Source organism: Candidatus Edwardsbacteria bacterium, assembly GCA_018821925.1.
Classification (GTDB): domain Bacteria; phylum Edwardsbacteria; class AC1; order AC1; family EtOH8; genus UBA2226.
The window spans coordinates 1-18,024 of sequence record JAHJLF010000041.1 but is presented as its reverse complement, the minus strand read 5'-3'; the positions used below and the strand labels follow the sequence as shown (position 1 = coordinate 18,024).

Annotated in this window: 18 protein-coding genes and 1 riboswitch; all 18 genes read right to left on the bottom strand. The window is 51.0% G+C overall.

All coding sequences use genetic code 11. The annotated features are described in order from the left end of the window. The 18 genes from KJ869_04105 to KJ869_04020 all read right to left on the bottom strand — a co-directional run bounded on the left by KJ869_04105 (position 1) and on the right by KJ869_04020 (position 17,841). The gene (locus tag KJ869_04105) at positions 1-987 is read right to left on the bottom strand and encodes a hypothetical protein (protein MBU1576373.1); all 987 of its coding nucleotides are present in this window, start codon (positions 985-987) and stop codon (positions 1-3) included. 187 nt (positions 988-1,174) lie between these two features. Further along, on the bottom strand, positions 1,175-2,533 hold the full coding sequence (gene thiC / locus KJ869_04100) for a phosphomethylpyrimidine synthase ThiC (protein MBU1576372.1): 1,359 nt from the start codon (positions 2,531-2,533) through the stop codon (positions 1,175-1,177). Positions 2,534-2,584: 51 nt separating this feature from the next. Next, the gene (locus tag KJ869_04095; GenBank protein ID MBU1576371.1) at positions 2,585-4,519 is read right to left on the bottom strand and encodes a carboxypeptidase regulatory-like domain-containing protein; all 1,935 of its coding nucleotides are present in this window, start codon (positions 4,517-4,519) and stop codon (positions 2,585-2,587) included. Between the two features lie 190 nt (positions 4,520-4,709). Further along, positions 4,710-5,303 (bottom strand): DUF4145 domain-containing protein, encoded by a 594-nt coding sequence (locus tag KJ869_04090; protein MBU1576370.1) that lies wholly within the window; start codon positions 5,301-5,303, stop codon positions 4,710-4,712. Between the two features lie 492 nt (positions 5,304-5,795). Then, positions 5,796-6,161, bottom strand: a complete 366-nt coding sequence (gene rpmE, locus KJ869_04085; protein MBU1576369.1) for a 50S ribosomal protein L31 — start codon at positions 6,159-6,161, stop codon at positions 5,796-5,798. A 38-nt stretch (positions 6,162-6,199) separates the two neighbouring features. Beyond that, positions 6,200-7,486, bottom strand: coding sequence for a transcription termination factor Rho (gene rho / locus KJ869_04080; protein MBU1576368.1), 1,287 nt, complete (start codon positions 7,484-7,486; stop codon positions 6,200-6,202). 3 nt (positions 7,487-7,489) lie between these two features. Next, complete coding sequence (locus KJ869_04075; protein MBU1576367.1) at positions 7,490-7,999, bottom strand: hypothetical protein; 510 nt, start codon at positions 7,997-7,999, stop codon at positions 7,490-7,492. Between the two features lie 36 nt (positions 8,000-8,035). Next, positions 8,036-8,680, bottom strand: a complete 645-nt coding sequence (mobB, locus tag KJ869_04070) for a molybdopterin-guanine dinucleotide biosynthesis protein B (GenBank protein ID MBU1576366.1) — start codon at positions 8,678-8,680, stop codon at positions 8,036-8,038. A 71-nt stretch (positions 8,681-8,751) separates the two neighbouring features. After that, a complete protein-coding gene (locus tag KJ869_04065) occupies positions 8,752-9,963 on the bottom strand; it encodes a molybdopterin molybdotransferase MoeA (GenBank protein MBU1576365.1) in 1,212 nt (403 codons plus the stop codon). A gap of 1 nt (position 9,964) precedes the next feature. Further along, positions 9,965-11,026, bottom strand: a complete 1,062-nt coding sequence (locus KJ869_04060) for a hypothetical protein (GenBank protein MBU1576364.1) — start codon at positions 11,024-11,026, stop codon at positions 9,965-9,967. A gap of 27 nt (positions 11,027-11,053) precedes the next feature. Beyond that, the gene (locus KJ869_04055; GenBank protein MBU1576363.1) at positions 11,054-12,124 is read right to left on the bottom strand and encodes an ATP-binding cassette domain-containing protein; all 1,071 of its coding nucleotides are present in this window, start codon (positions 12,122-12,124) and stop codon (positions 11,054-11,056) included. Further along, on the bottom strand, positions 12,121-12,816 hold the full coding sequence (locus KJ869_04050) for an ABC transporter permease (protein ID MBU1576362.1): 696 nt from the start codon (positions 12,814-12,816) through the stop codon (positions 12,121-12,123). The genes KJ869_04055 and KJ869_04050 overlap by 4 nt, the downstream gene beginning before the upstream one ends. Positions 12,817-12,885: 69 nt before the next feature. Then, entirely contained in the window at positions 12,886-13,713 is an 828-nt protein-coding gene (locus tag KJ869_04045) for a substrate-binding domain-containing protein (protein MBU1576361.1), read from the bottom strand. 104 nt (positions 13,714-13,817) lie between these two features. Next, positions 13,818-13,959, bottom strand: a riboswitch (molybdenum cofactor riboswitch). Positions 13,960-13,992: 33 nt separating this feature from the next. Beyond that, the gene (locus KJ869_04040) at positions 13,993-14,766 is read right to left on the bottom strand and encodes an SDR family oxidoreductase (protein MBU1576360.1); all 774 of its coding nucleotides are present in this window, start codon (positions 14,764-14,766) and stop codon (positions 13,993-13,995) included. A gap of 110 nt (positions 14,767-14,876) precedes the next feature. Continuing rightward, a complete protein-coding gene (locus KJ869_04035) occupies positions 14,877-16,181 on the bottom strand; it encodes a thymidine phosphorylase (GenBank protein MBU1576359.1) in 1,305 nt (434 codons plus the stop codon). 43 nt (positions 16,182-16,224) lie between these two features. Continuing rightward, positions 16,225-16,827: a lysine exporter LysO family protein gene (locus tag KJ869_04030; GenBank protein ID MBU1576358.1), complete on the bottom strand. Its 603-nt coding sequence runs from the start codon at positions 16,825-16,827 to the stop codon at positions 16,225-16,227. Then, the gene (locus KJ869_04025) at positions 16,824-17,099 is read right to left on the bottom strand and encodes a lysine exporter LysO family protein (GenBank protein ID MBU1576357.1); all 276 of its coding nucleotides are present in this window, start codon (positions 17,097-17,099) and stop codon (positions 16,824-16,826) included. The genes KJ869_04030 and KJ869_04025 overlap by 4 nt, the downstream gene beginning before the upstream one ends. A gap of 103 nt (positions 17,100-17,202) precedes the next feature. Further along, the gene (locus tag KJ869_04020; protein ID MBU1576356.1) at positions 17,203-17,841 is read right to left on the bottom strand and encodes a response regulator; all 639 of its coding nucleotides are present in this window, start codon (positions 17,839-17,841) and stop codon (positions 17,203-17,205) included. Positions 17,842-18,024: the final 183 nt, after the last annotated feature.

Here is an 18,024-nt window from a genome sequence, read left to right as displayed (position 1 = left end):
TTAAATTTTCACTGAAAGATCTGCTGAACCGTTTCTTAACGCAACGATATAATCGTGATTGGAAATCCAATCATAATATAAATCCTCCGGGTTGTCCATCTTCTCTGCAAAATCATTCAACTTGGTCATAAATATATCTCCCGATAGATTACGGGTGGTATTTTTATATGCCATTTGCGTATCCTCCTGGCCCCACTCGCTACAGTTGACTGCTATTTTTTCTAATTTATTATCCCGATATTCAAGCTTTGCATACTGGCCTTCAAGGATAGTGATCAATATGCTAAGCGGCACGATATTTAGTCTTTCCGAAATTAACGCTGTCAGGGATTGCATATATTTATCGCTTAAAGGATGCCCACCTTTCTTCCTGGCATGAAAGCTACCGGTTATTACCACCATAACATCTGGCTTTAATTGCTGATGGGATTCCATAGCCTCGTTGAACATGAACTGCTCACGTAGCTCGGACCACTTTTCAGGTTCATTTTTCTTCTGGTATTCTTTGATGGTCCTATTTACTTCCCATTTAGCCTTATCCAAGGATTCCACGATCTGAATTCGCTCCTGACCCAATGGCGACATAATGGCATCGATATGCCTGCAAGCTATCTTCTTGGGATAAAGTTTGTAAAGTGCCTGAACTCTTGAATAAAACTGCTTTAAGCCTGTCCCGTAGAGCGCACTTGTTTCGCCGTCAAAAAAAGCATATTCAAGAAACTTCTCGTTATGTCCCTCAATAAAATCATCCAGATAATAATTATGCCAATACGGGTATTCCAGCAGTATCAGTACTTTTTTCTCCTGATTCAAGAGATACTGTATCGCATCAATGTAGAAAGAATAGTACTCTGCTACTGCATGGGGATTTTCGCCAAAGGCAATAAGTTTTGCATGACAAAGGTCTGATGCAATATCAGACCTTTTAAAATCCCGAAATGGAACTGTGATCTTCTCTATGTCTATTCCAGATTTTTTTAGTATCATTTATTAAGATACCCGTTCACAAAAATTTATGTCCCACCTCCATAATATAATCCTCTGAGTCTCCGTGCCTCTGTGGCAAAATAATCCGCGTCAATCAGCGTGCTATTTGTTCCCTGGATTCCCGCATTCGCGAGAATGACAAGGCAACAATAATAATTTCTGTGTCTCTGAGCCTCTGTGGCAAAGTTTACTTTTTGTCGTCCAGCACTTCGTTCATCTTTTTCATGGCGCAGAATTCCCCGCACATGGTGCAGACCCCGGACTCCTTTTGGGGAGCCGATTCGAACACCTGCCGGGCGTACGGCGGGTTGATGGACAGTTCTATCTGCTTCTTCCAGTCCAGCTTCTTTCTGGCCTGGGACATGGCCCGGTCCCAGTCCGCCGCGCCGGGCGCTTTTTTGGCAAGGTCGGCCGCGTGGGCCGCTATCCGCAGGACTATCACCCCTTCCCGGACGTCCTCCAGGGTGGGCAAACGCAGATGCTCCGACGGCGTCACATAACACAGGAAGTCCGCCCCGAAGTAGGCCGCCCAGGCCCCGCCGATGGCCGCGGTGATATGATCGTACCCCGGGGCGATATCGGTGACTAACGGTCCCAGCACGTAGAACGGCGCCCCCTTGCATATCTCCTTTTGAATTTTAATATTGGTCTCGATCTGGTCCATGGAAACATGCCCCGGCCCCTCCACCATGGCCTGGACCCCGGCCTGGCGGGCCCGGTCCACCAGCTCGCCCAGGATCAGCAGTTCCTCTAACTGGGCCCGGTCGGTGGCATCGGCCACACAGCCGGGACGGAAGCCGTCCCCCAGGCTTAAGGTGACGTTATGTTCCTTGCAGATGTCCAGCAGGCGGTCGAACTGGCTGTATAGCGGATTCTCGGCCTTGTTGAAATTCATCCATTCTATCATAAAAGCCCCACCCCGGCTGACCACCCCGGTCACCCGGCCCTCCTCCTTGTAGCGGGCCACCGATTGCAGGTTGACCCCGCAATGGACGGTGATGAAATCCACCCCGTCCTGGGCCTGCTTCTCGATGACCGCAAAGATCTCGTCGGGCGTCATCTCCACTAAGGATTTTTTTTTGGCGGCGGCCTCGATGGCCGCCTGGTAGATGGGCACCGTGCCCAGCGGAACCGGGCATTGATTGATGATCTCCCGCCGGATGGCGTCGATATCCCCGCCGGTGGACAGGTCCATGATGGCATCGGCCCCGGCTCCTATGGCCGCCTTCAGCTTCTCCAACTCGCCGGCCAGGTCCGACAGGTCCTGCGAAGTCCCGATGTTGGCGTTGACCTTTATCCGCATCCCGGCTCCCACCGCGCAGGGTTTGAGCAGACGGTGGTTCTTGTTCATGGGAACCACGATGGTCCCCTGCTCCACGCCATTTTTTATATGCTCAAAAGGAACCTTTTCCTCTTCGGCAATGCGTTTTAAGATGGATTCGTTTAAATTTATCACCTGGCACTCCCTTTCGTTTAAATCCCGAAGAAGAATGATACGACATTGCAGCTTAAAAGTCAAGAAACACACGGCCCGGCAATGCCTCATAAAAAAGGCGACGGGCCCTGTCGGTCCGCCGCCTGATTAAATTTCCCTCTTTCATTTCAACATGATGAATCGGACCGATCTTTCGATGCCCAGAGCCGACAGCCGGCAGAAATAGACCCCGGCCGAAACCTTTTTCCCTGACTGATCGCTGCCGTCCCAGGTGAAGGGCCGGACCACTCCGGCCGGCACGGTTCCCTGGGGCAGGCTCTTTACCCTGCGGCCCGTAATATCATAAATATCCAGGCAAGCTTGACCGGAGGCCGCCAGCTGGAAGTGAAATTTAGTCGTAGAACGGCCGGGATTGGGATAAGGCTGTTCCAGCCGGGTGATAAAGACATTGACCCCCGGCCTTCCGGCCACTCCGCTGTCGGTGGACAGGCTGAAATTGATGGTGCTGTCGTTCTCGAACTTCAGGCTGTCGTAGATGATGGTGTTATATCCCGTGGCCGAGGCCCTCAGGCTGTAATAGTCGTCCTGATTCCAGCGCATCTGGTAGGCACCGATGCCGTCGGTGGTGTCGCTTCTTAGGTTGACGATCTCCACCAGCGCCCCGGGGATGGGGCTCCCGCTGTCACTATCGCTGACAATGCCCGTGATCAGTATCGGCGCCAGTTGCATGTCCAGATTGGTAACGCTGTCGATCCTTACCCGGATATCGGAGGCCCACTTTTCGTGATACCCGATGGCCGTGAAAGCCAAATCGTACTGATCTGTCATCAGCATCCGGTGGTAATCGCCGATGGTGTCGGTGTAGACCGGCTTGTCTATCCCGAAGGGGACCACCGAAGCCCAGTTGATGGGCAGCCCGGTCAGCGAGTCGGTGACAATCCCCTGCACGCCCCAGCCGGCCTGGCGAATGAAATAAAGCATGGCCTCCCGGTTGTCGCTCCAAAATGCCGGCAGGCTACTGGCCGAGGGCCATTTATTGGATGAGATCTCCATGGTTATATCAACGCAGGAAGTGGCATGGTACGACCAATCCTGTAAACTACCATAAACCGGATACCAGGTATAACCATATATCACACCGCTATCTGCTGCATTAGCGGGTGCAAAAGGGGCATCTGGCGTATAATACATTGGCAGATTAAGCCGGCTATATCCAAGAGAAACTTCTTTAAGTAAAAATAAATCTGCTGGATTTAAAACCGGTGTTACAGAAGAATCTAAATAATCCCAGGGATAATTGGCGATCAGCGCCCCTCCGTGATAAGTAGCCGACAATACTGCCCGTCTCTTGCTCCAGAAATCAATGAAATTTTGCGTTTCAATATAATTTGTATATGTTAAGTCATCGCCGATAGTTCCGTCAGGCACTGGGAAATTTCGATTTGGATCCACCCCATTGTTTAAACTTCGGCTTGTGTTTGTGTTGCCGTCCGGATTATACATGGGCACAAACCATATCTCCCGGTTATCAACCAATGCGGTGATCTCCGGAGTTCCCAGGGTATATCCCTGGGTCAAAGAGTCGATCATGGCCAGGCACATCTCGGTGCCCACCGGCTCGTTCCCGTGAATGGTGGCCGTGAACCTTACCTCGGCCTCGTTCTCATCAATATCCGGATTGTCAGTGATCAAAAAGGCCCATTGAGTATAACCCAGCTGGCTAAGACCCATGCTGTATTTTCTGGCAATGCCAGGATAAAGGATGCATACCGAATCCAGCTTGGCCGTCATCCAAGAATAGTCATGATAGGCCGAGATGATCTTGGGATCGACCCTTTCCTCTTCCCTGGCCTCCACCTTCCAACCTGAAGAAGTAAGCTCATCTATCTTGGCCTGGGAAATACGGGCCTCAATATAGCCGTCCCGCAGTTCCTCGATGTTCACCCCCAGGGTATTAAATTTATAAACATCATCATGGGTGGTGATGTATATATTCACCGGGATCAGGGTATTTTTGTTGATCTCCTCGGCCCGGAGGCCCTGTGTAGTCGTGAGGAATACCGCGGCGATTATTGTCAGAATCAGTGATTTCTTCATTTTGATTATCTTATTTCTTCTTTTAGTTTTTGCAACACCCAATCGCTTTGACCTCGCCCTGCCTTGCGTCCTCCCTCTCCTAATGCTTTAGGAGAGGGGCAGGGGTGAGGTCCGTACCTAACCCTCGCATCTGATCCGCCCGGGCTTGGCAATGAGTATGCGAATCTTGTTTGGCATGTGAATGCTCCGTTTATATTTTATTTTTAGCAACTTCGATGATTTTATTCATTCTTGCTTCACGTTCATGTTTATTTACATACCATTCGGTAATTAACGTTTCAATTAGACCTATTAAAAGTTCAGCTTCTTTAGGTTCAACTTCTAAAATAAGATTAATATCTTTTTCCATATGGGCGCCAATATTGCCGATATGTCTTATACTGTCTATTGCTTCCCAACTTAAGGCATCAATTTTATTCTTCAAGGCATCAATTTCATCAACTAACCTATTTTTTTTAACATCCCACACACCTCTGATCATGCCTTGAAGACATCTTCTTGAAAGTGTGGCAGATGCTTTTGGCGAAAAATTCTTAATTAAACATGCTTCTTGATAATCTTTAATAATTACTTCCGGCACATAGTCAGGATATATCTTTATTTTTGCTTGTGGACGCAATGGCCACACCGAATGCGGTGGTTCGTCTTTTTCTTTCGTTCCAAAACCACCTATTACGTCTGTATAAGAACCAAGATAAGCAGTAATAGACGCTTCTCTACAATTACTGTTAGGACAAACAATCACAATTGTTTTTAACACCTGTTTGCCTAATTTATTATCCATATCGAAAGTGTGACGTGAGGCACTAAACCGATCATCATTAATGGTTGTATCACGACCACAAAAGGGACATGTCCAACTAATAGAGTTACCCATTTTTACATCTCATTATTTATATGTATTTTAAAAATTATTATTTTTTACCAAAAAATAATTCTTCGCTCTGAACAAAAATATCACCGCACCCAGCCTGCCCTACCGGCTGTCAGCAAAGCCCTTCTCCAGCGCCCCGGCGTAATCCGCCTCAGTGAAACCGGGACAGCGTTTTCTCAGATCCCCAAGCAGGAAGGCCCATACCGCTTTCCATTCCCGCCCTTGAGCTCGGGCCAGCGGCCGTCGCGGTAGCGGTCGGCCAGTTCGTAGGCGACGGCATCCAAGCCGGAAGCATTGCTCATATCGTGGGCGCTCACCTTAATATAATCATCTCAAAACAAAAAAGCAACATCAGGCAGGCCTGGCCCGATGTTGCATATGTATATTATGGACAGGCCTTATCTATTTTTTCTTGGCGACAGTTTCCTTCTTGGGGGCTGCTGCTTTCTTGGCGGCCGCTTCCTTCTTGGGGGCTGCTTCCGGCTTGACGACTATTTCCTTCTTGACGACAACTTCCGGTTTGACGGCGGCTTCTTTCTTGACAGCCGTTTCCTCTTTGACCGCTGTGCCTTCCTTGCGGTAACGCTTGTTGAAACGTTCCACCCGGCCGGCGGTGTCCATCAGTTTCTGTTTGCCGGTGAAATAGGGATGACAGCTGGAGCATATCTCCACCCGGATTTCCTTGGTGGTGGATTTGGTATCGATCACGTTGCCACAGGCGCAGGTGATGGTGGTAGTCTCGTACTTGGGATGGATGCCTTTTCTCATTTTGACCTCGTTGATTTATTGATTATTTTCTATTATTTTCAGTTTCTGGATTTTTTGTCGTTGTTCTCCCGGCCCTCGAAGGCGCTCATGGCGGTGATAAAATCCTTGTTGGATTTGGTGCCCTTGAGGCGTGAGATCAGGAATTCCATGGCCTCCACCGGGTTCATATCGCTCAACAGCTTCCGCAGGACCCACGACCGGTTGAGGGCCTCGGGCCCCAGCAGCAATTCCTCCTTGCGGGTGCCGGAGCGGTTGATGTCTATGGCCGGGAATATCCGGCGGTCGGCCAGCTTGCGGTCCAGCACCAGCTCCATGTTGCCGGTGCCCTTGAACTCCTCGAAGATCACCTCGTCCATCCGGCTGCCGGTCTCCACCAGGGCGGTGGCGATGATGGTCAGGCTGCCGCCCTCCTCTATGTTGCGGGCCGTGCCGAAGAACCTTTTGGGTCTCTGTAGAGCGTTGGAGTCCACCCCGCCGGACAGGGTCTTGCCGGAATGGGGTATCACCTGATTGTTGGCCCGGGCCAGCCGGGTGATGGAATCCAGCAGGATCACCACGTCCTTCTTCCGCTCCACCAGCCGCTTGGCCCTCTCCAGCACCATGTCGGCCACCTGGACATGCCTCTCGGGAGGTTCGTCGAAAGTGGAGCTGAAGACCTCGGCCTTGACGTGCCGCTGCATGTCGGTGACCTCCTCCGGCCGCTCGTCGATCAGCAAGATGAACAGCACGATCTCGGGATGGTTGGCGGTGATGCTGTTGGCGATATCCTGCAGCAGCACCGTCTTTCCGGCCCGGGGCGGCGAAACCAGCAGGCCCCGCTGGCCCTTGCCGATGGGCGCCAGCAGGTCCATCACCCGCATCGAGAAATCGGAGGCGCCCCGTTCCAGCACTATCCTCTCCTGGGGATACAGCGCGGTCAGGTTGTCAAAAAAAATCCGGTCCCGGGCCGTCTCCGGGTTCTCCTGGTCAATGGCCTCGACCTTTAAAAGAGCAAAGTTCTTCTCGCCCTCCTTGGGCGGCCTTATCTGTCCGGTCACCAGGTCTCCGGTGCGCAGCAGAAAGCGTTTGACCTGGGTGGGCCCCACGTAGATGTCGTCCGGGCCCGGCATGTAGCTGTAATCGGGCGAGCGCAGGAACCCGAACCCGTCCGGCAGTACCTCCAGCACCCCGCCGCCGAACACCAGTCCGTTGCGCACGGCTTGGGCCTGCAGGATCTTATAGATGATCTCCTGCTTCTTCAACCCGCTGGCCCCCTGGATGTCCAGCTCCTTGGCTATGCTGCACAGTTCGGAGACCGTCTTGGATTTAAGCTCGACAATATCCAAATATTACTTTTCCGTCTGATTTATTTTGGAAGAGCTGTCCGGCAGGGTGGAATCGGGAGGCGGGGGCTTGCGGCCGGCTGTCCCGCGTATGCCGGCAACGGCGGTGGGCGTCTGTTCGGTAAGGGTCTGCTTAGTGCCCTGGATCTTCTTAATGCTTTTTATGACCTTGCTTCCCGCCTTGGCTTCTGAGGCAGCAGCGGTCTTTTCCAACAGATTGGTCACTTCATCCGTCTGGGGTCCGGTCAGGTTCAGCTTCCCGCCCCGGGCATCGATGAGCTGGAGCTCGGCCTTTTCGGGGATGCTCAGGCAGTCGCCCTTGTACAGGGTGTCGCCAGTGGCGGCCGGTTCCCACTTACCGCTCAGCAGCTTCTGGACATCGCCCTTGATGAAGCCGATGCTGGCGACCATGGCCGGTTTTGCCGGCTCCGGCACCTCCGCCACCTTTGGCTCCTCCTTCTTGCCGCAGCCGGAGATGACCAGCACGGCCAAAAGGGACAAAATCAATTTGTACATATCACTTTCCTCCAAACACAATTTTGGCTAAGGATACTATATTTTCCGCCCGAAGTCAATAGAGATATCTATCTTACGGCCTTTGCCGCCCTTGAGCGTACCCAGCGCCCCGCGGATGGTTTCCTTGATAATATCGGCCACAAAATCATTGAGTGGAAGCCTTTTGCCGTCCACCTCGATGACCACCTGGCGGCTTTTCCGGCCGGGGATGATGATATCCCGCTCCAGCCACTTGGCGATATCGGATATTTTTGATGGTTGAAAATGCCGGACCTTGCTGGAGGCAGGCTTTTTCTTGCCCACTGTAGCGATGATGCCCTTTGGATCTGCATCCGCCAATTGATCGGAGAACAATACCTTGGGGAAATGTTCCTTCTTGTAGCCTTCGATGATCAGCAGGTCCAGTTCCCGGCTCAACGCGTGGACGATATCCTTGGGCTTATGGCCTGCGGCCTTCTCAAACCTTACCAGCAGTTTGTCATCGCAAATGGAGGATATCCCGGCCCCGGCCAGCCGGAACCGGTCGGTGTCGGTCCCTTTTTTATCGGCCTTGATGGCGCCGTGGGTGTGCTTGAGCACCCCAACCCGGTAGCCCTTGCGGGCCAGGTCGCGGACTATCTGCTCGATCAGGGTGGTCTTGCCGGAGTTGGAGTGTCCGACGAAAGAGATGATTGGCTGCATGGCTTTACCAGTTTATTAGTTTACAGTTTACAAAGTGAACAGTTAAAAATCCGTGTTCATCCGTGTCCCATTTACCCAAACAATTCGACAGACACCATATCCCCCTGTTTTACCCCGTCGCATTCTTCCGGCAGGATCATCAGCCCGTCGGCCTGAACCATGGAGGTCAGTATTCCCGAACCCTGCGGCCCGGTGAGAACTGTGTGATACGCGCCGTCTTGCCATTTTACCTTGGCACGCAGGAATTGGGTTTTCCCGGCCGGTTTTTTTATGGCCTGATCGCATACTGCGGTAATGGCAGTTTTGAAAATGGCAGCGCAGCCCTGCATCTTCAACATCAGCGGCCGCACATACTGGTCACAGACCACCATCGAGGATACCGGGTTGCCCGGTAATCCCACCACCGGCTTGCCGTTGATATGCCCAAAGGCCAGTGGCTTTCCCGGCTTCTGTTTCACCTGCCAGAAATTCATCTGCCCCAGTTCGGACAGAACCTGCTTCATCAGATCATAGTCGCCCACCGAAACCCCGCCCGAGGTTATGATCACATCGCAATCCTGCGCTGCCTTATTCAAAATTCCTTTTATGGCCGACAGATCGTCCGGCACAATGCCGTAATCCTTGGCCACTGCCCCGGCCTCTTTAACCTGCCCTGCTATGCTGAAGCGGTTGGCATCGTATATCTGACCGGGCTTTAACGTCTGTCCCGGTGCGGCGATCTCATTGCCGCTGGAGATTATTCCCACCACCGGCTGCTTGGTCACCAAAACTTCCATAAGGCCCAGAGAAGCGATCAAGCCCACTTCCTGCGGCCGCAGCCTGGTTCCTTTGGTAATCAGCATTTGCCCGGACTTTACATCCTCGCCTTGTCTGCGAATATTTGCCCCCTGCCTGACCGCCTTCAATATTCTAACTTCAATATTCTGTATTCCCTTGCTGGTCAATTCTACTGGCACCACCGCATCCGCTCCCTCTGGTATCTGCGCCCCGGTCATAATGCGAATGGCCTGCCCCGGTTTTAGTGATTTGGTCGCAACCTTACCGGCCGGCACGTCCTCGATGACTTGCAGTGTCACAGGATCATCCTGTGAGGCATTTGCCACATCAGCCGCAATGATAGCAAAACCGTCCATGGCCGAGTTGTCCTTTTGGGGGATGTCAAACGAGGCCGCGACATCCTGGACCAGTATTCTGCCCAAAAAGTCCTCCAGACGGCACTTTTCTGGGGGCAAAGGTTTTATGCCCTCCAGTATTTTATTTCTGGCTTCGTGAAATGATATCATGCTATTTGCTATCTTGATTTTCGTTATTTTTTATTGGCCCTTGACCAAATACAGCCAATATTCTATCTTTTAACTTTTGATATATTTCAACATTCGTTTCCCAAGTTATATGATTTAAATGTGAAGTATCAAAATGCAAATCATCGATCTCGTCTTTCCTACAGGTAGAAATAACCTCTATTCCCAAGCCCCTTGCAAATCCGGCTTCATAATATACACCATGCCTTTGCCCTGTATAATCCGCAATAATAAATTTGCTTTTACGAATCTCGGAAATAATTTTATCATTTATATCACCAGTATAGTGTTCTTTGTCTACTCTAACGGGTTTATAACCCGCGTCATTTATCGCTTTTTCAATATTAAGATAAATATTATCCATACTTTGATCAAACCACATGGCTACGAAACATTGGGGTAAATTTTTCATGGTCTGTACTTCATTCACAACCTTCCAACCATTGACTGTAATTATACAATTAGTCCCACGAATATTTATATAATCATTTTTCTCTAAATATTCAAGATAGTAACGAAATTCTTCAGCACTTCCGCTGTATGAAGCCGTATAATCTTTCTCTGAATCAAGGGGTATTAAATTCCCTGGGAATCTATTGCTGTTCGCTAAATTGGTTAATAATTTAATTGCTTTATCATGGGGCGTTTTAGGTGCTTGTTTGATTGCAAATATTATTTGTTCTTTTATCTTATCCTTTTCAATTCTTATGAAAGGTTCGTTGCGCAATTTATTGTATTTATAAGACAAAGATTCAGTTGTCCCTGCTTCTGAGCGTAGTTTATTTACAATATTATAATCTCTAATTTCTGTTTGTTCTCTAGTATAACCGAGGAACCAATATAATTCATCCTCATTAATGATACTAAGCAACAACTCATGAATATCGTCAAAATCATCTAATATAAAGGCATAATTTCCACAGCGAGGACAATCGATTTCTAAATATTGTCCATATATTTTTTCTGATATTAGAGCTTCTTTAAACTTTGATTCTTTATAATTACATACAGGGCAGGGCCCTTCAGTAAATCCAATTTTACTCATTGTTTTCTCCTTCATTCATTATATAGATTATTCTTCCCGCCATACCCTGACACTGCTGGCCTTGAACACCGCATACACCTTGCTGCCCTCCTGCAACCCCATCTCGTCCCACGAGGCCTTGGTGATGGCCACGATCAGCGGCAGGCCCACATCCACCGTGATCTTGTAAAGCCCGCCCTCGGAAACCGCCTCGGTGATCACGCCCTCCATCACATTGCGGGCGCTGCTGGTCAGCTTCTGGGCGGATAAAATTATTTCGTTGGGATTCAGACTGGCCATAGCCGGACCAGTTATGTCGCTGGCAACTTCAAAAGATACGTTGCCTACCTTGAAGGATTTTCCATTTTTCAAATCAACAATTTCCCCGGCAAACATATTATCCCGGCCCAGAAATTTTCCCCAAAAAGCCTGGTCGCCCTTGTGCAGGACATCCTGGGCCGTGCCGGAGATGGATATTATCCCGTCGTTCAGAAACCACACCCAGTCGGCTATCCGCTCCACCTGCCAGAGATTGTGGGTGGCCAAAACCACCTTCTTTCCCCGGCGGGCCAGTTCCAGTATGGTCTGCTCTATCAGCTTGGCGCTCAATGGATCCAGGTTGGCGGTGGGTTCGTCCAGGAATATCAGCTCCGGGTCAATCACCAGGGCCCGGGCCAGGGCCACCCGCTGGATCTCCCCGGCCGACAGGGTTCTGGCCTCCCGTTTTTCAAACCCGCCCAGCGAAAGGCTTTCCAGGGATTGTAAAACTTTTTTCATTCGCATATCCCGGGAAACGCCCCTTACCCGGAGGCCGTAGCCGGCGTTGTACTTCACGCTGCCGGAGAACATCACAGCCGGATTATGTATCAGCGCCATCCTTTTCCTGATCCTGGGAGTGGTATTCAGGGACGCATATCCCTCAGTGTCCCGCACCTTGTATTTCAGTGTACCGGAATCGGTCCTCTCCAGCAGGGCCAGCATCCGCATCAGGGTGGTCTTGCCGGAGCCGTTGGGCCCCACCAAGGCATAGATGCCGGGTTTTTCTATGGTCAGGGAGATGTCTTTTAACACCGCTTTCCCGTCGAAGCTCTTGGAGATATTCTGAACCGCTATCCTCATCGCCCGGCCCTCCCCTGCACTAATTGCAGGACGACGTTGATGCCGATTGCAACAACCAATAAAACAATCCCCAGGGCGATCCCCAGTTCAAAATTGCCCTTGATGGTCTCCAAAGCGATGGCGGTGGTCATTACCCTGGTCTCGCCTTTGATATTGCCGCCCACCATCATGGTCATGCCGGTCTCGCCCAGCACCCGGGAGAACCCGGTGATGAAGGCCGCCGCCAAAGCAAACCGGACCTCCCGCATTATGCCCAGTGTCAGATGCCGGCGGCCGGCCCCCAGGGTGACCATGGTCTCCCTCACCCGATGTCCCAGGCCCTGCAGGGCTGCGATACAGAGCCCGGTCATCAACGGCAGGGCCAGCAAGCTCTGGGCAGTGATCATGGCCGATGGGCTGTACAGCAGGTGCCAGAACCCCAGCGGTCCGGAGCGCGACAGCAGCAGGTAACACACCAGCCCGATCACCACCGCCGGAACGGCGATGAAACTATTGACCGCCCCGATGACCACCCTCTTGCCCCGGAATTCATTCTGTGTAATGGCAAATGACAGCGGGATTGCCAGGCAAATGGCGATCACCGAAGAAGCCAGCGAGACCCTCAGGGACATCAGAACGATCTGCCAGATCTCGGCGTCGAACTGCGATAGCATCCCCATGGCCTGTTTCATGCTTTGGATCAAGTTGAACATAAGATGATGATACCAAAATTAAATTTAAAAGACAATAATAATTATAGCAGATAGAAATATTACTTTTATCTACTTCTTCTCCGCCGCCGGGTAGAACAGGGGTTGGCCGTATTTGTCAACCCCGTATTCGGCGATCATCTTCTGTCCGCGCTCCGTGGTCAAAAAGTCAGAGAATTTCCTGGCCAGCGAATTGTTGACAAAAGGATATTTGGCCGGGGACACCAGCATAACGTGATAAGGATTGAACATTTCCTTATCGCCCTCGATCACTATTGTCAACTCATATTCTTTCTGGTGGGCCAGATAGGTCCCGCGGTCGGTCAGGCAATAGGCCCGCTTCTCGTTGGCGATGCGCAGCACCGCCTCCATCCCGGCGCCGGCTTCCAGGTACCATGAACCTTTGGGATCAAGCCCGGCGGCGGCCCACAGCCGTTGTTCCTTTTTGTGGGTGCCGGATTGATCGGCCCGAGAAACAAAGGTCGCCTGGGTTGACTGAATCTTTTTCAGGGCCTCGGCTACCGAGGTCAAACCCTTGATGCCGGCCGGATCATAGGCCGGGCCGACGATGACAAAATCGTTGTACATCAGGTATTTCCGTTCCACGAAAAATCCCTGTTTGACCACCTGGGCCTCGGCCACCGGATCGTGCACCAGCACTACATCGGCATTGCCGTCCTTGCCATAGCGGATGGCGGCTCCGGTCCCCACCGAGATCACCTGAACCTTGCAGCCGTTCTCCTTTTCGAAGATGGGAACCAGGAAATCCAGCAGCCCCGAATCCATGGTGCTGGTAGTGGTGGCCAGGATAAGCTTGGGCTTGTCCTTGGCCTGGGCCAGCGGCGCCAGCAGAGACAGGACCAGAAGCAGTGACAGAGCCAGTGTTGCAAACCTCTTCATTTTTCCTCCTTGATGTGTTTATGGTATATGGTTGATGGAAAAACAAAATCCGTCCCGCTGGAACAGGACGGATACAAAAACCCCATCAAGGTTGATGGGGCATAATGATCCCTTTCACCTCTCCTTTCCAAATACGGGAGGCAGGGCCGTTTCCAGCCTTACCCTTGTCCGCCTTGCGGCGAAGACCGTCCCGGTTTTCATGACATTTGAAGTTTTAGAAAAACGGGATCGGAGAATAATTCAATGGATTATATCAGAACTTGATGTTTCTGTCAAATTTTATTGTTTTCGGTTCACCATGGTTGCGGAGGCCTGGTCGGTGGCAGTGATGATCATATCCTCGATATTAACATGGGACGGCCTGGTGCAGGACCACACCACTGCCTGGGCGATATCCTCGGCTTGAAGCGGTCTGGTCCCCTGATATACTTTCTTGGCCTTTTCGGAATCTCCCCTGAAACGCACCAGGGAGAATTCCGTCTCCGCCATGCCGGGATCGATGCTGCTTACCCGGATATTGGTGCCAAAGGCATCCATGCGCATAGCCTTATTGAGGGCCTTTACCGCATGCTTGGTGGCGCAGTATACATTTCCCCCGGGATAGACCTCGTGTCCGGCAATGGAGCCGATGTTGACTATGTGCCCGGAGTTACGTTTGACCATGCCTGGCATCACCGCCCGGGTGACATAAAGCAGGCCCTTGATGTTGGTATCTATCATCTCCTCCCAGTTCTGGATGACCCCTTCCTGGATCTTCTCCAGCCCCCGGGAAAGCCCGGCGTTGTTCAACAGAATATCGATATTCGCCCATTCTGCCGGCAAGCCGTCTATGGCCTTCTGAACGTCCTTTTGGTTTCTGACATCCAGTTCTAACGTGAGCACTTCGGCCTTGTGCTCATTGACCAGCTTGGAAGCCAATTCGTCCAGCCTGTCCTTACGCCTAGCGGCCAAGATGAGCTTTGCGCCATGCTTGGCGAACTCCACCGCAGAGGCTTGGCCAATGCCACTGGAAGCCCCTGTTATAAGTACAATCTTATTTTTAAATTCTATCATAACGGCTGTTTTTTCATTGTTGTTAATATTTATGACCGCCCCCTTATCCACCTCCACGGTGAGGGGCTATATGAATCCCTTCCCTTGCGGGGAAGGGGCAGGGGTTAGGTCTATATTATCTCTTTTATCAATTTAACCGCTTCCGGCTTTGCTTCAGATATATTGATGCAGTTCACCAGACGCCGGGCAGCTTCCCGGCCCTTCTGTTCATCGTTGCAAAGCACTTTGACGATGGTATCCCCGGGCTTTACGGCATCCCCTATCTTGCGTTCAAATATGAAGCCAACCGCTGGGTCGATGATATCCTCCATCTTCAGTCGGCCGCATCCTAAAAATACTCCGGCCAATCCCACCTCCCGGTTGTCCATGGAATAAATATATCCTGATTTATCGGCTTTGGCTTCTACGCCATGCTTGGCTTGTGGCAGGATATTCTTATAGTCATCGGCCACTTTAACATTCCCGCCGTGGGCGGATACCATCTCACGGAATTTCTCCAGGCCTTGTCCCGAGGTTACTACCTGTTGCAATATTCTTCTACCTGATTCCACGTCCGTCGCCCGCTCGCCCATTACCAGCATCTCGGCCCCCAGGGCATAGGTCACTTCCATCAGGTCTCCGGGACCGCTGCCCTTCAGGCAGTCCACGCATTCCTCTATCTCCAGGGCATTGCCGACAGTGCGTCCCAGCGGCTGGTTCATGTCGGTGATCAGGGATTTCATCTTTTTTCCCATTCCTTGCCCGATGGCGGTCATCGTTTTAGTGAGCGCCAAGGCATCCTCCTGTTTCTGCATGAAGGCCCCGCTACCAGTCTTGACGTCCAGCACCAGCCCATCGGCCCCTTCGGCCAGTTTCTTGGACATGATGGACGCGGCTATCAAAGGTATACAGTCCACCGTGGCGGTGACGTCGCGCAGGGCATAGAGTTTTTTGTCGGCCGGGGCCAAGTCCGGGGTCTGCCCCATCATTGCCAGTCCTATCCGAGCCAGAGTGTGGCGGAACTCTTCGTAGGAAAGGTTGGTACGGAACCCGGGGATCGATTCCAGTTTGTCCAGCGTCCCGCCGGTGTGGCCCAGGCCCCGCCCGCTGACCATCGGCACCGGCACGCCGGCCGCGGCCACAATGGGAGCCAGGATAATGGAGACCTTGTCCCCCACTCCGCCGGTGGAATGCTTGTCAACCTTGATGCCGGGAATGTCCGACAGATCGAACACCCGGCCGGAGTTCATCATGGCCATGGCCAGCTCGGTGGTCTCCGGTGCAGTCATGCCCTTCAGGAAGATAGCCATCAGCAAAGCAGCTGCTTGGTAATCGGGGATATCCCCGGCGGTATAGCCGGATATGAACCATTTGATCTCCCCCGGCGTAAGCTCCCCGCCGTTGCGCTTTTTATAGATTATTTCGTAAGGGGTCATAAAACCTCCGATCCTATAATATGGAGAGCAAATATTTCGGGACTCAAAACTTCAAAATAAATGTCACCAGGAACGGCACCAATATGGTCAGCACCACTCCGCTGAAAACGGATATGATGGCATATTCCTTGCCGGTGAATTTGGTTATGATAGGGAGCGTGGTATCCATGGAGGTTGCCCCACCGGAGGCTATCGGCGCCAGTTTGCCGAAATACCGGACCAGCAGCGGTGTGCCCAACAGGGTGATTATCTCCCGAGAGATGTTGGATATCAGGGCCACCACCCCCAGGGCCTGGCCGCTGATCTGTCCGATGAAAATGCTGGAAAGGCTGTAATACCCGAAGCCCGCGCCAACCGCCAGGGATTCCCGCAGGTTGATGTCTTTGAGAAATACAGATATAAAAGACACTCCCATCAAGGTGCCTATGATCACGGTGAGTGGCACCAGAACAATCTTCAGCCTGGCGTTTTTCAATATCTCCCAGGCCTTCCGGTCGGCGCCGATGCCGATGCCCACCAGGAACATCAGTATATACAAGGCATAGGCGCTGAGGTCAATTCTGATGATCGCCTCCGGAACCAATGAAGTTACGGCCAGAATAACACCCAATGCGAAGAAGCCAACAATGATCAGTGAGTTCTTCATTTGTCGGCGGCAAAGAACAATTTATATGTCAGATACGAGAGCCCGACACTGCCGGCTACCGCGCCCGCCGCCAACAACAGGGCATTGAAACCCAATGATCCCAGATTGTCCATGACGGTCCGGTTACCCCCCACCGAGATACCTAACAGAAACAGCAAAAGATATATGGCTATATTGATGGAGTGATCAATATATTTTATAAACCTTATTTTATTACGGATCATATATCCCAGGATGATCCCGGCGGACATAATAGCCAAAACTGTGAACATATGTTTATTTATATCTCTTTCATTTACCTTGATAATTTATCTCATCTCCCGCCAAAATACAAGCAAAAAAAATGCTCCGGGTTGACCGGAGCTTGTCTTCTGTTTATTCATGCACCGCTTTGAAGGTGCCCTGGTTCCATCCCAGAAGGGTCGTCCAGGTGTTGGCATCCTCCTCCCCGTCGATGGTACATTTCTGGATACGACCCTCAAAGACCTCTACCCTTCCCATCCTGCCGTCAACCGACTTCAAATCGACGAACCCTGACCATGCTCCGATGGAGAACATGTCTATCAGGCTGAAGATGGAGATGATGTACAGATCGCCTTCGAATTTTTTGGCCTTTTTGGCAAACAATTTTATAGCTTCGTTGGAGTACTTCAACCTGATGTTAACGGCCTTGAGAAGTTCCTCCTTGTTGACCGGCTTGGTAAGATATTTCTGGGCGCCTAGGGAATAACCATAGACCTTATTATCCATCGCGGTCTTGGCCGTCAGGAAAATAAACGGAATTGATCTGAGATTGGGGTCCTCCTTAAGTTGGCGGCAAAAATCATAGCCATCCACATTGGGCATCATTATATCCGAAACGATCAGGTCCGGCTTCTCGTTTTTAGCCCTTTCCAGGCCCTCCCGGCCATCATTGGCTATAATGACATCATAGCCCTCTTTTTTCAGTTCATAAGCCAATATTCTGGTTATGTTTGGCTCATCATCCACAATCAGTAATTTATATGCTCTCATGGAGATAAATATAATATAAAATAGCTTGAATGTCAATGATTTTCAATAACCTCTGTTCTGATTGGTAAAGATTTGTTTTATCCTGACGCATTAATTAAACATGTAACCTTTTGTTATTGTAAACGTATTTTAATTGAAAATCAATTTTATTATTACAAATATATATTACAGATAAAGAAGCGT

Bases quoted from the DNA above. Each gene is read 5' to 3' on its own strand.
- KJ869_04105 (MBU1576373.1), bottom strand. From the start codon at position 987: ATGATACTAAAAAAATCTGGAATAGACATAGAGAAGATCACAGTTCCA.
- thiC (MBU1576372.1), bottom strand. From the start codon at position 2,533: ATGAGGCATTGCCGGGCCGTGTGTTTCTTGACTTTTAAGCTGCAATGT.
- KJ869_04095 (MBU1576371.1), bottom strand. From the start codon at position 4,519: ATGAAGAAATCACTGATTCTGACAATAATCGCCGCGGTATTCCTCACG.
- KJ869_04090 (MBU1576370.1), bottom strand. From the start codon at position 5,303: ATGGATAATAAATTAGGCAAACAGGTGTTAAAAACAATTGTGATTGTT.
- rpmE (MBU1576369.1), bottom strand. From the start codon at position 6,161: ATGAGAAAAGGCATCCATCCCAAGTACGAGACTACCACCATCACCTGC.
- KJ869_04075 (MBU1576367.1), bottom strand. From the start codon at position 7,999: ATGTACAAATTGATTTTGTCCCTTTTGGCCGTGCTGGTCATCTCCGGC.
- mobB (MBU1576366.1), bottom strand. From the start codon at position 8,680: ATGCAGCCAATCATCTCTTTCGTCGGACACTCCAACTCCGGCAAGACC.
- KJ869_04065 (MBU1576365.1), bottom strand. From the start codon at position 9,963: ATGATATCATTTCACGAAGCCAGAAATAAAATACTGGAGGGCATAAAA.
- KJ869_04060 (MBU1576364.1), bottom strand. From the start codon at position 11,026: ATGAGTAAAATTGGATTTACTGAAGGGCCCTGCCCTGTATGTAATTAT.
- KJ869_04055 (MBU1576363.1), bottom strand. From the start codon at position 12,124: ATGAGGATAGCGGTTCAGAATATCTCCAAGAGCTTCGACGGGAAAGCG.
- KJ869_04050 (MBU1576362.1), bottom strand. From the start codon at position 12,816: ATGTTCAACTTGATCCAAAGCATGAAACAGGCCATGGGGATGCTATCG.
- KJ869_04045 (MBU1576361.1), bottom strand. From the start codon at position 13,713: ATGAAGAGGTTTGCAACACTGGCTCTGTCACTGCTTCTGGTCCTGTCT.
- KJ869_04040 (MBU1576360.1), bottom strand. From the start codon at position 14,766: ATGATAGAATTTAAAAATAAGATTGTACTTATAACAGGGGCTTCCAGT.
- KJ869_04035 (MBU1576359.1), bottom strand. From the start codon at position 16,181: ATGACCCCTTACGAAATAATCTATAAAAAGCGCAACGGCGGGGAGCTT.
- KJ869_04030 (MBU1576358.1), bottom strand. From the start codon at position 16,827: ATGAAGAACTCACTGATCATTGTTGGCTTCTTCGCATTGGGTGTTATT.
- KJ869_04025 (MBU1576357.1), bottom strand. From the start codon at position 17,099: ATGTTCACAGTTTTGGCTATTATGTCCGCCGGGATCATCCTGGGATAT.
- KJ869_04020 (MBU1576356.1), bottom strand. From the start codon at position 17,841: ATGAGAGCATATAAATTACTGATTGTGGATGATGAGCCAAACATAACC.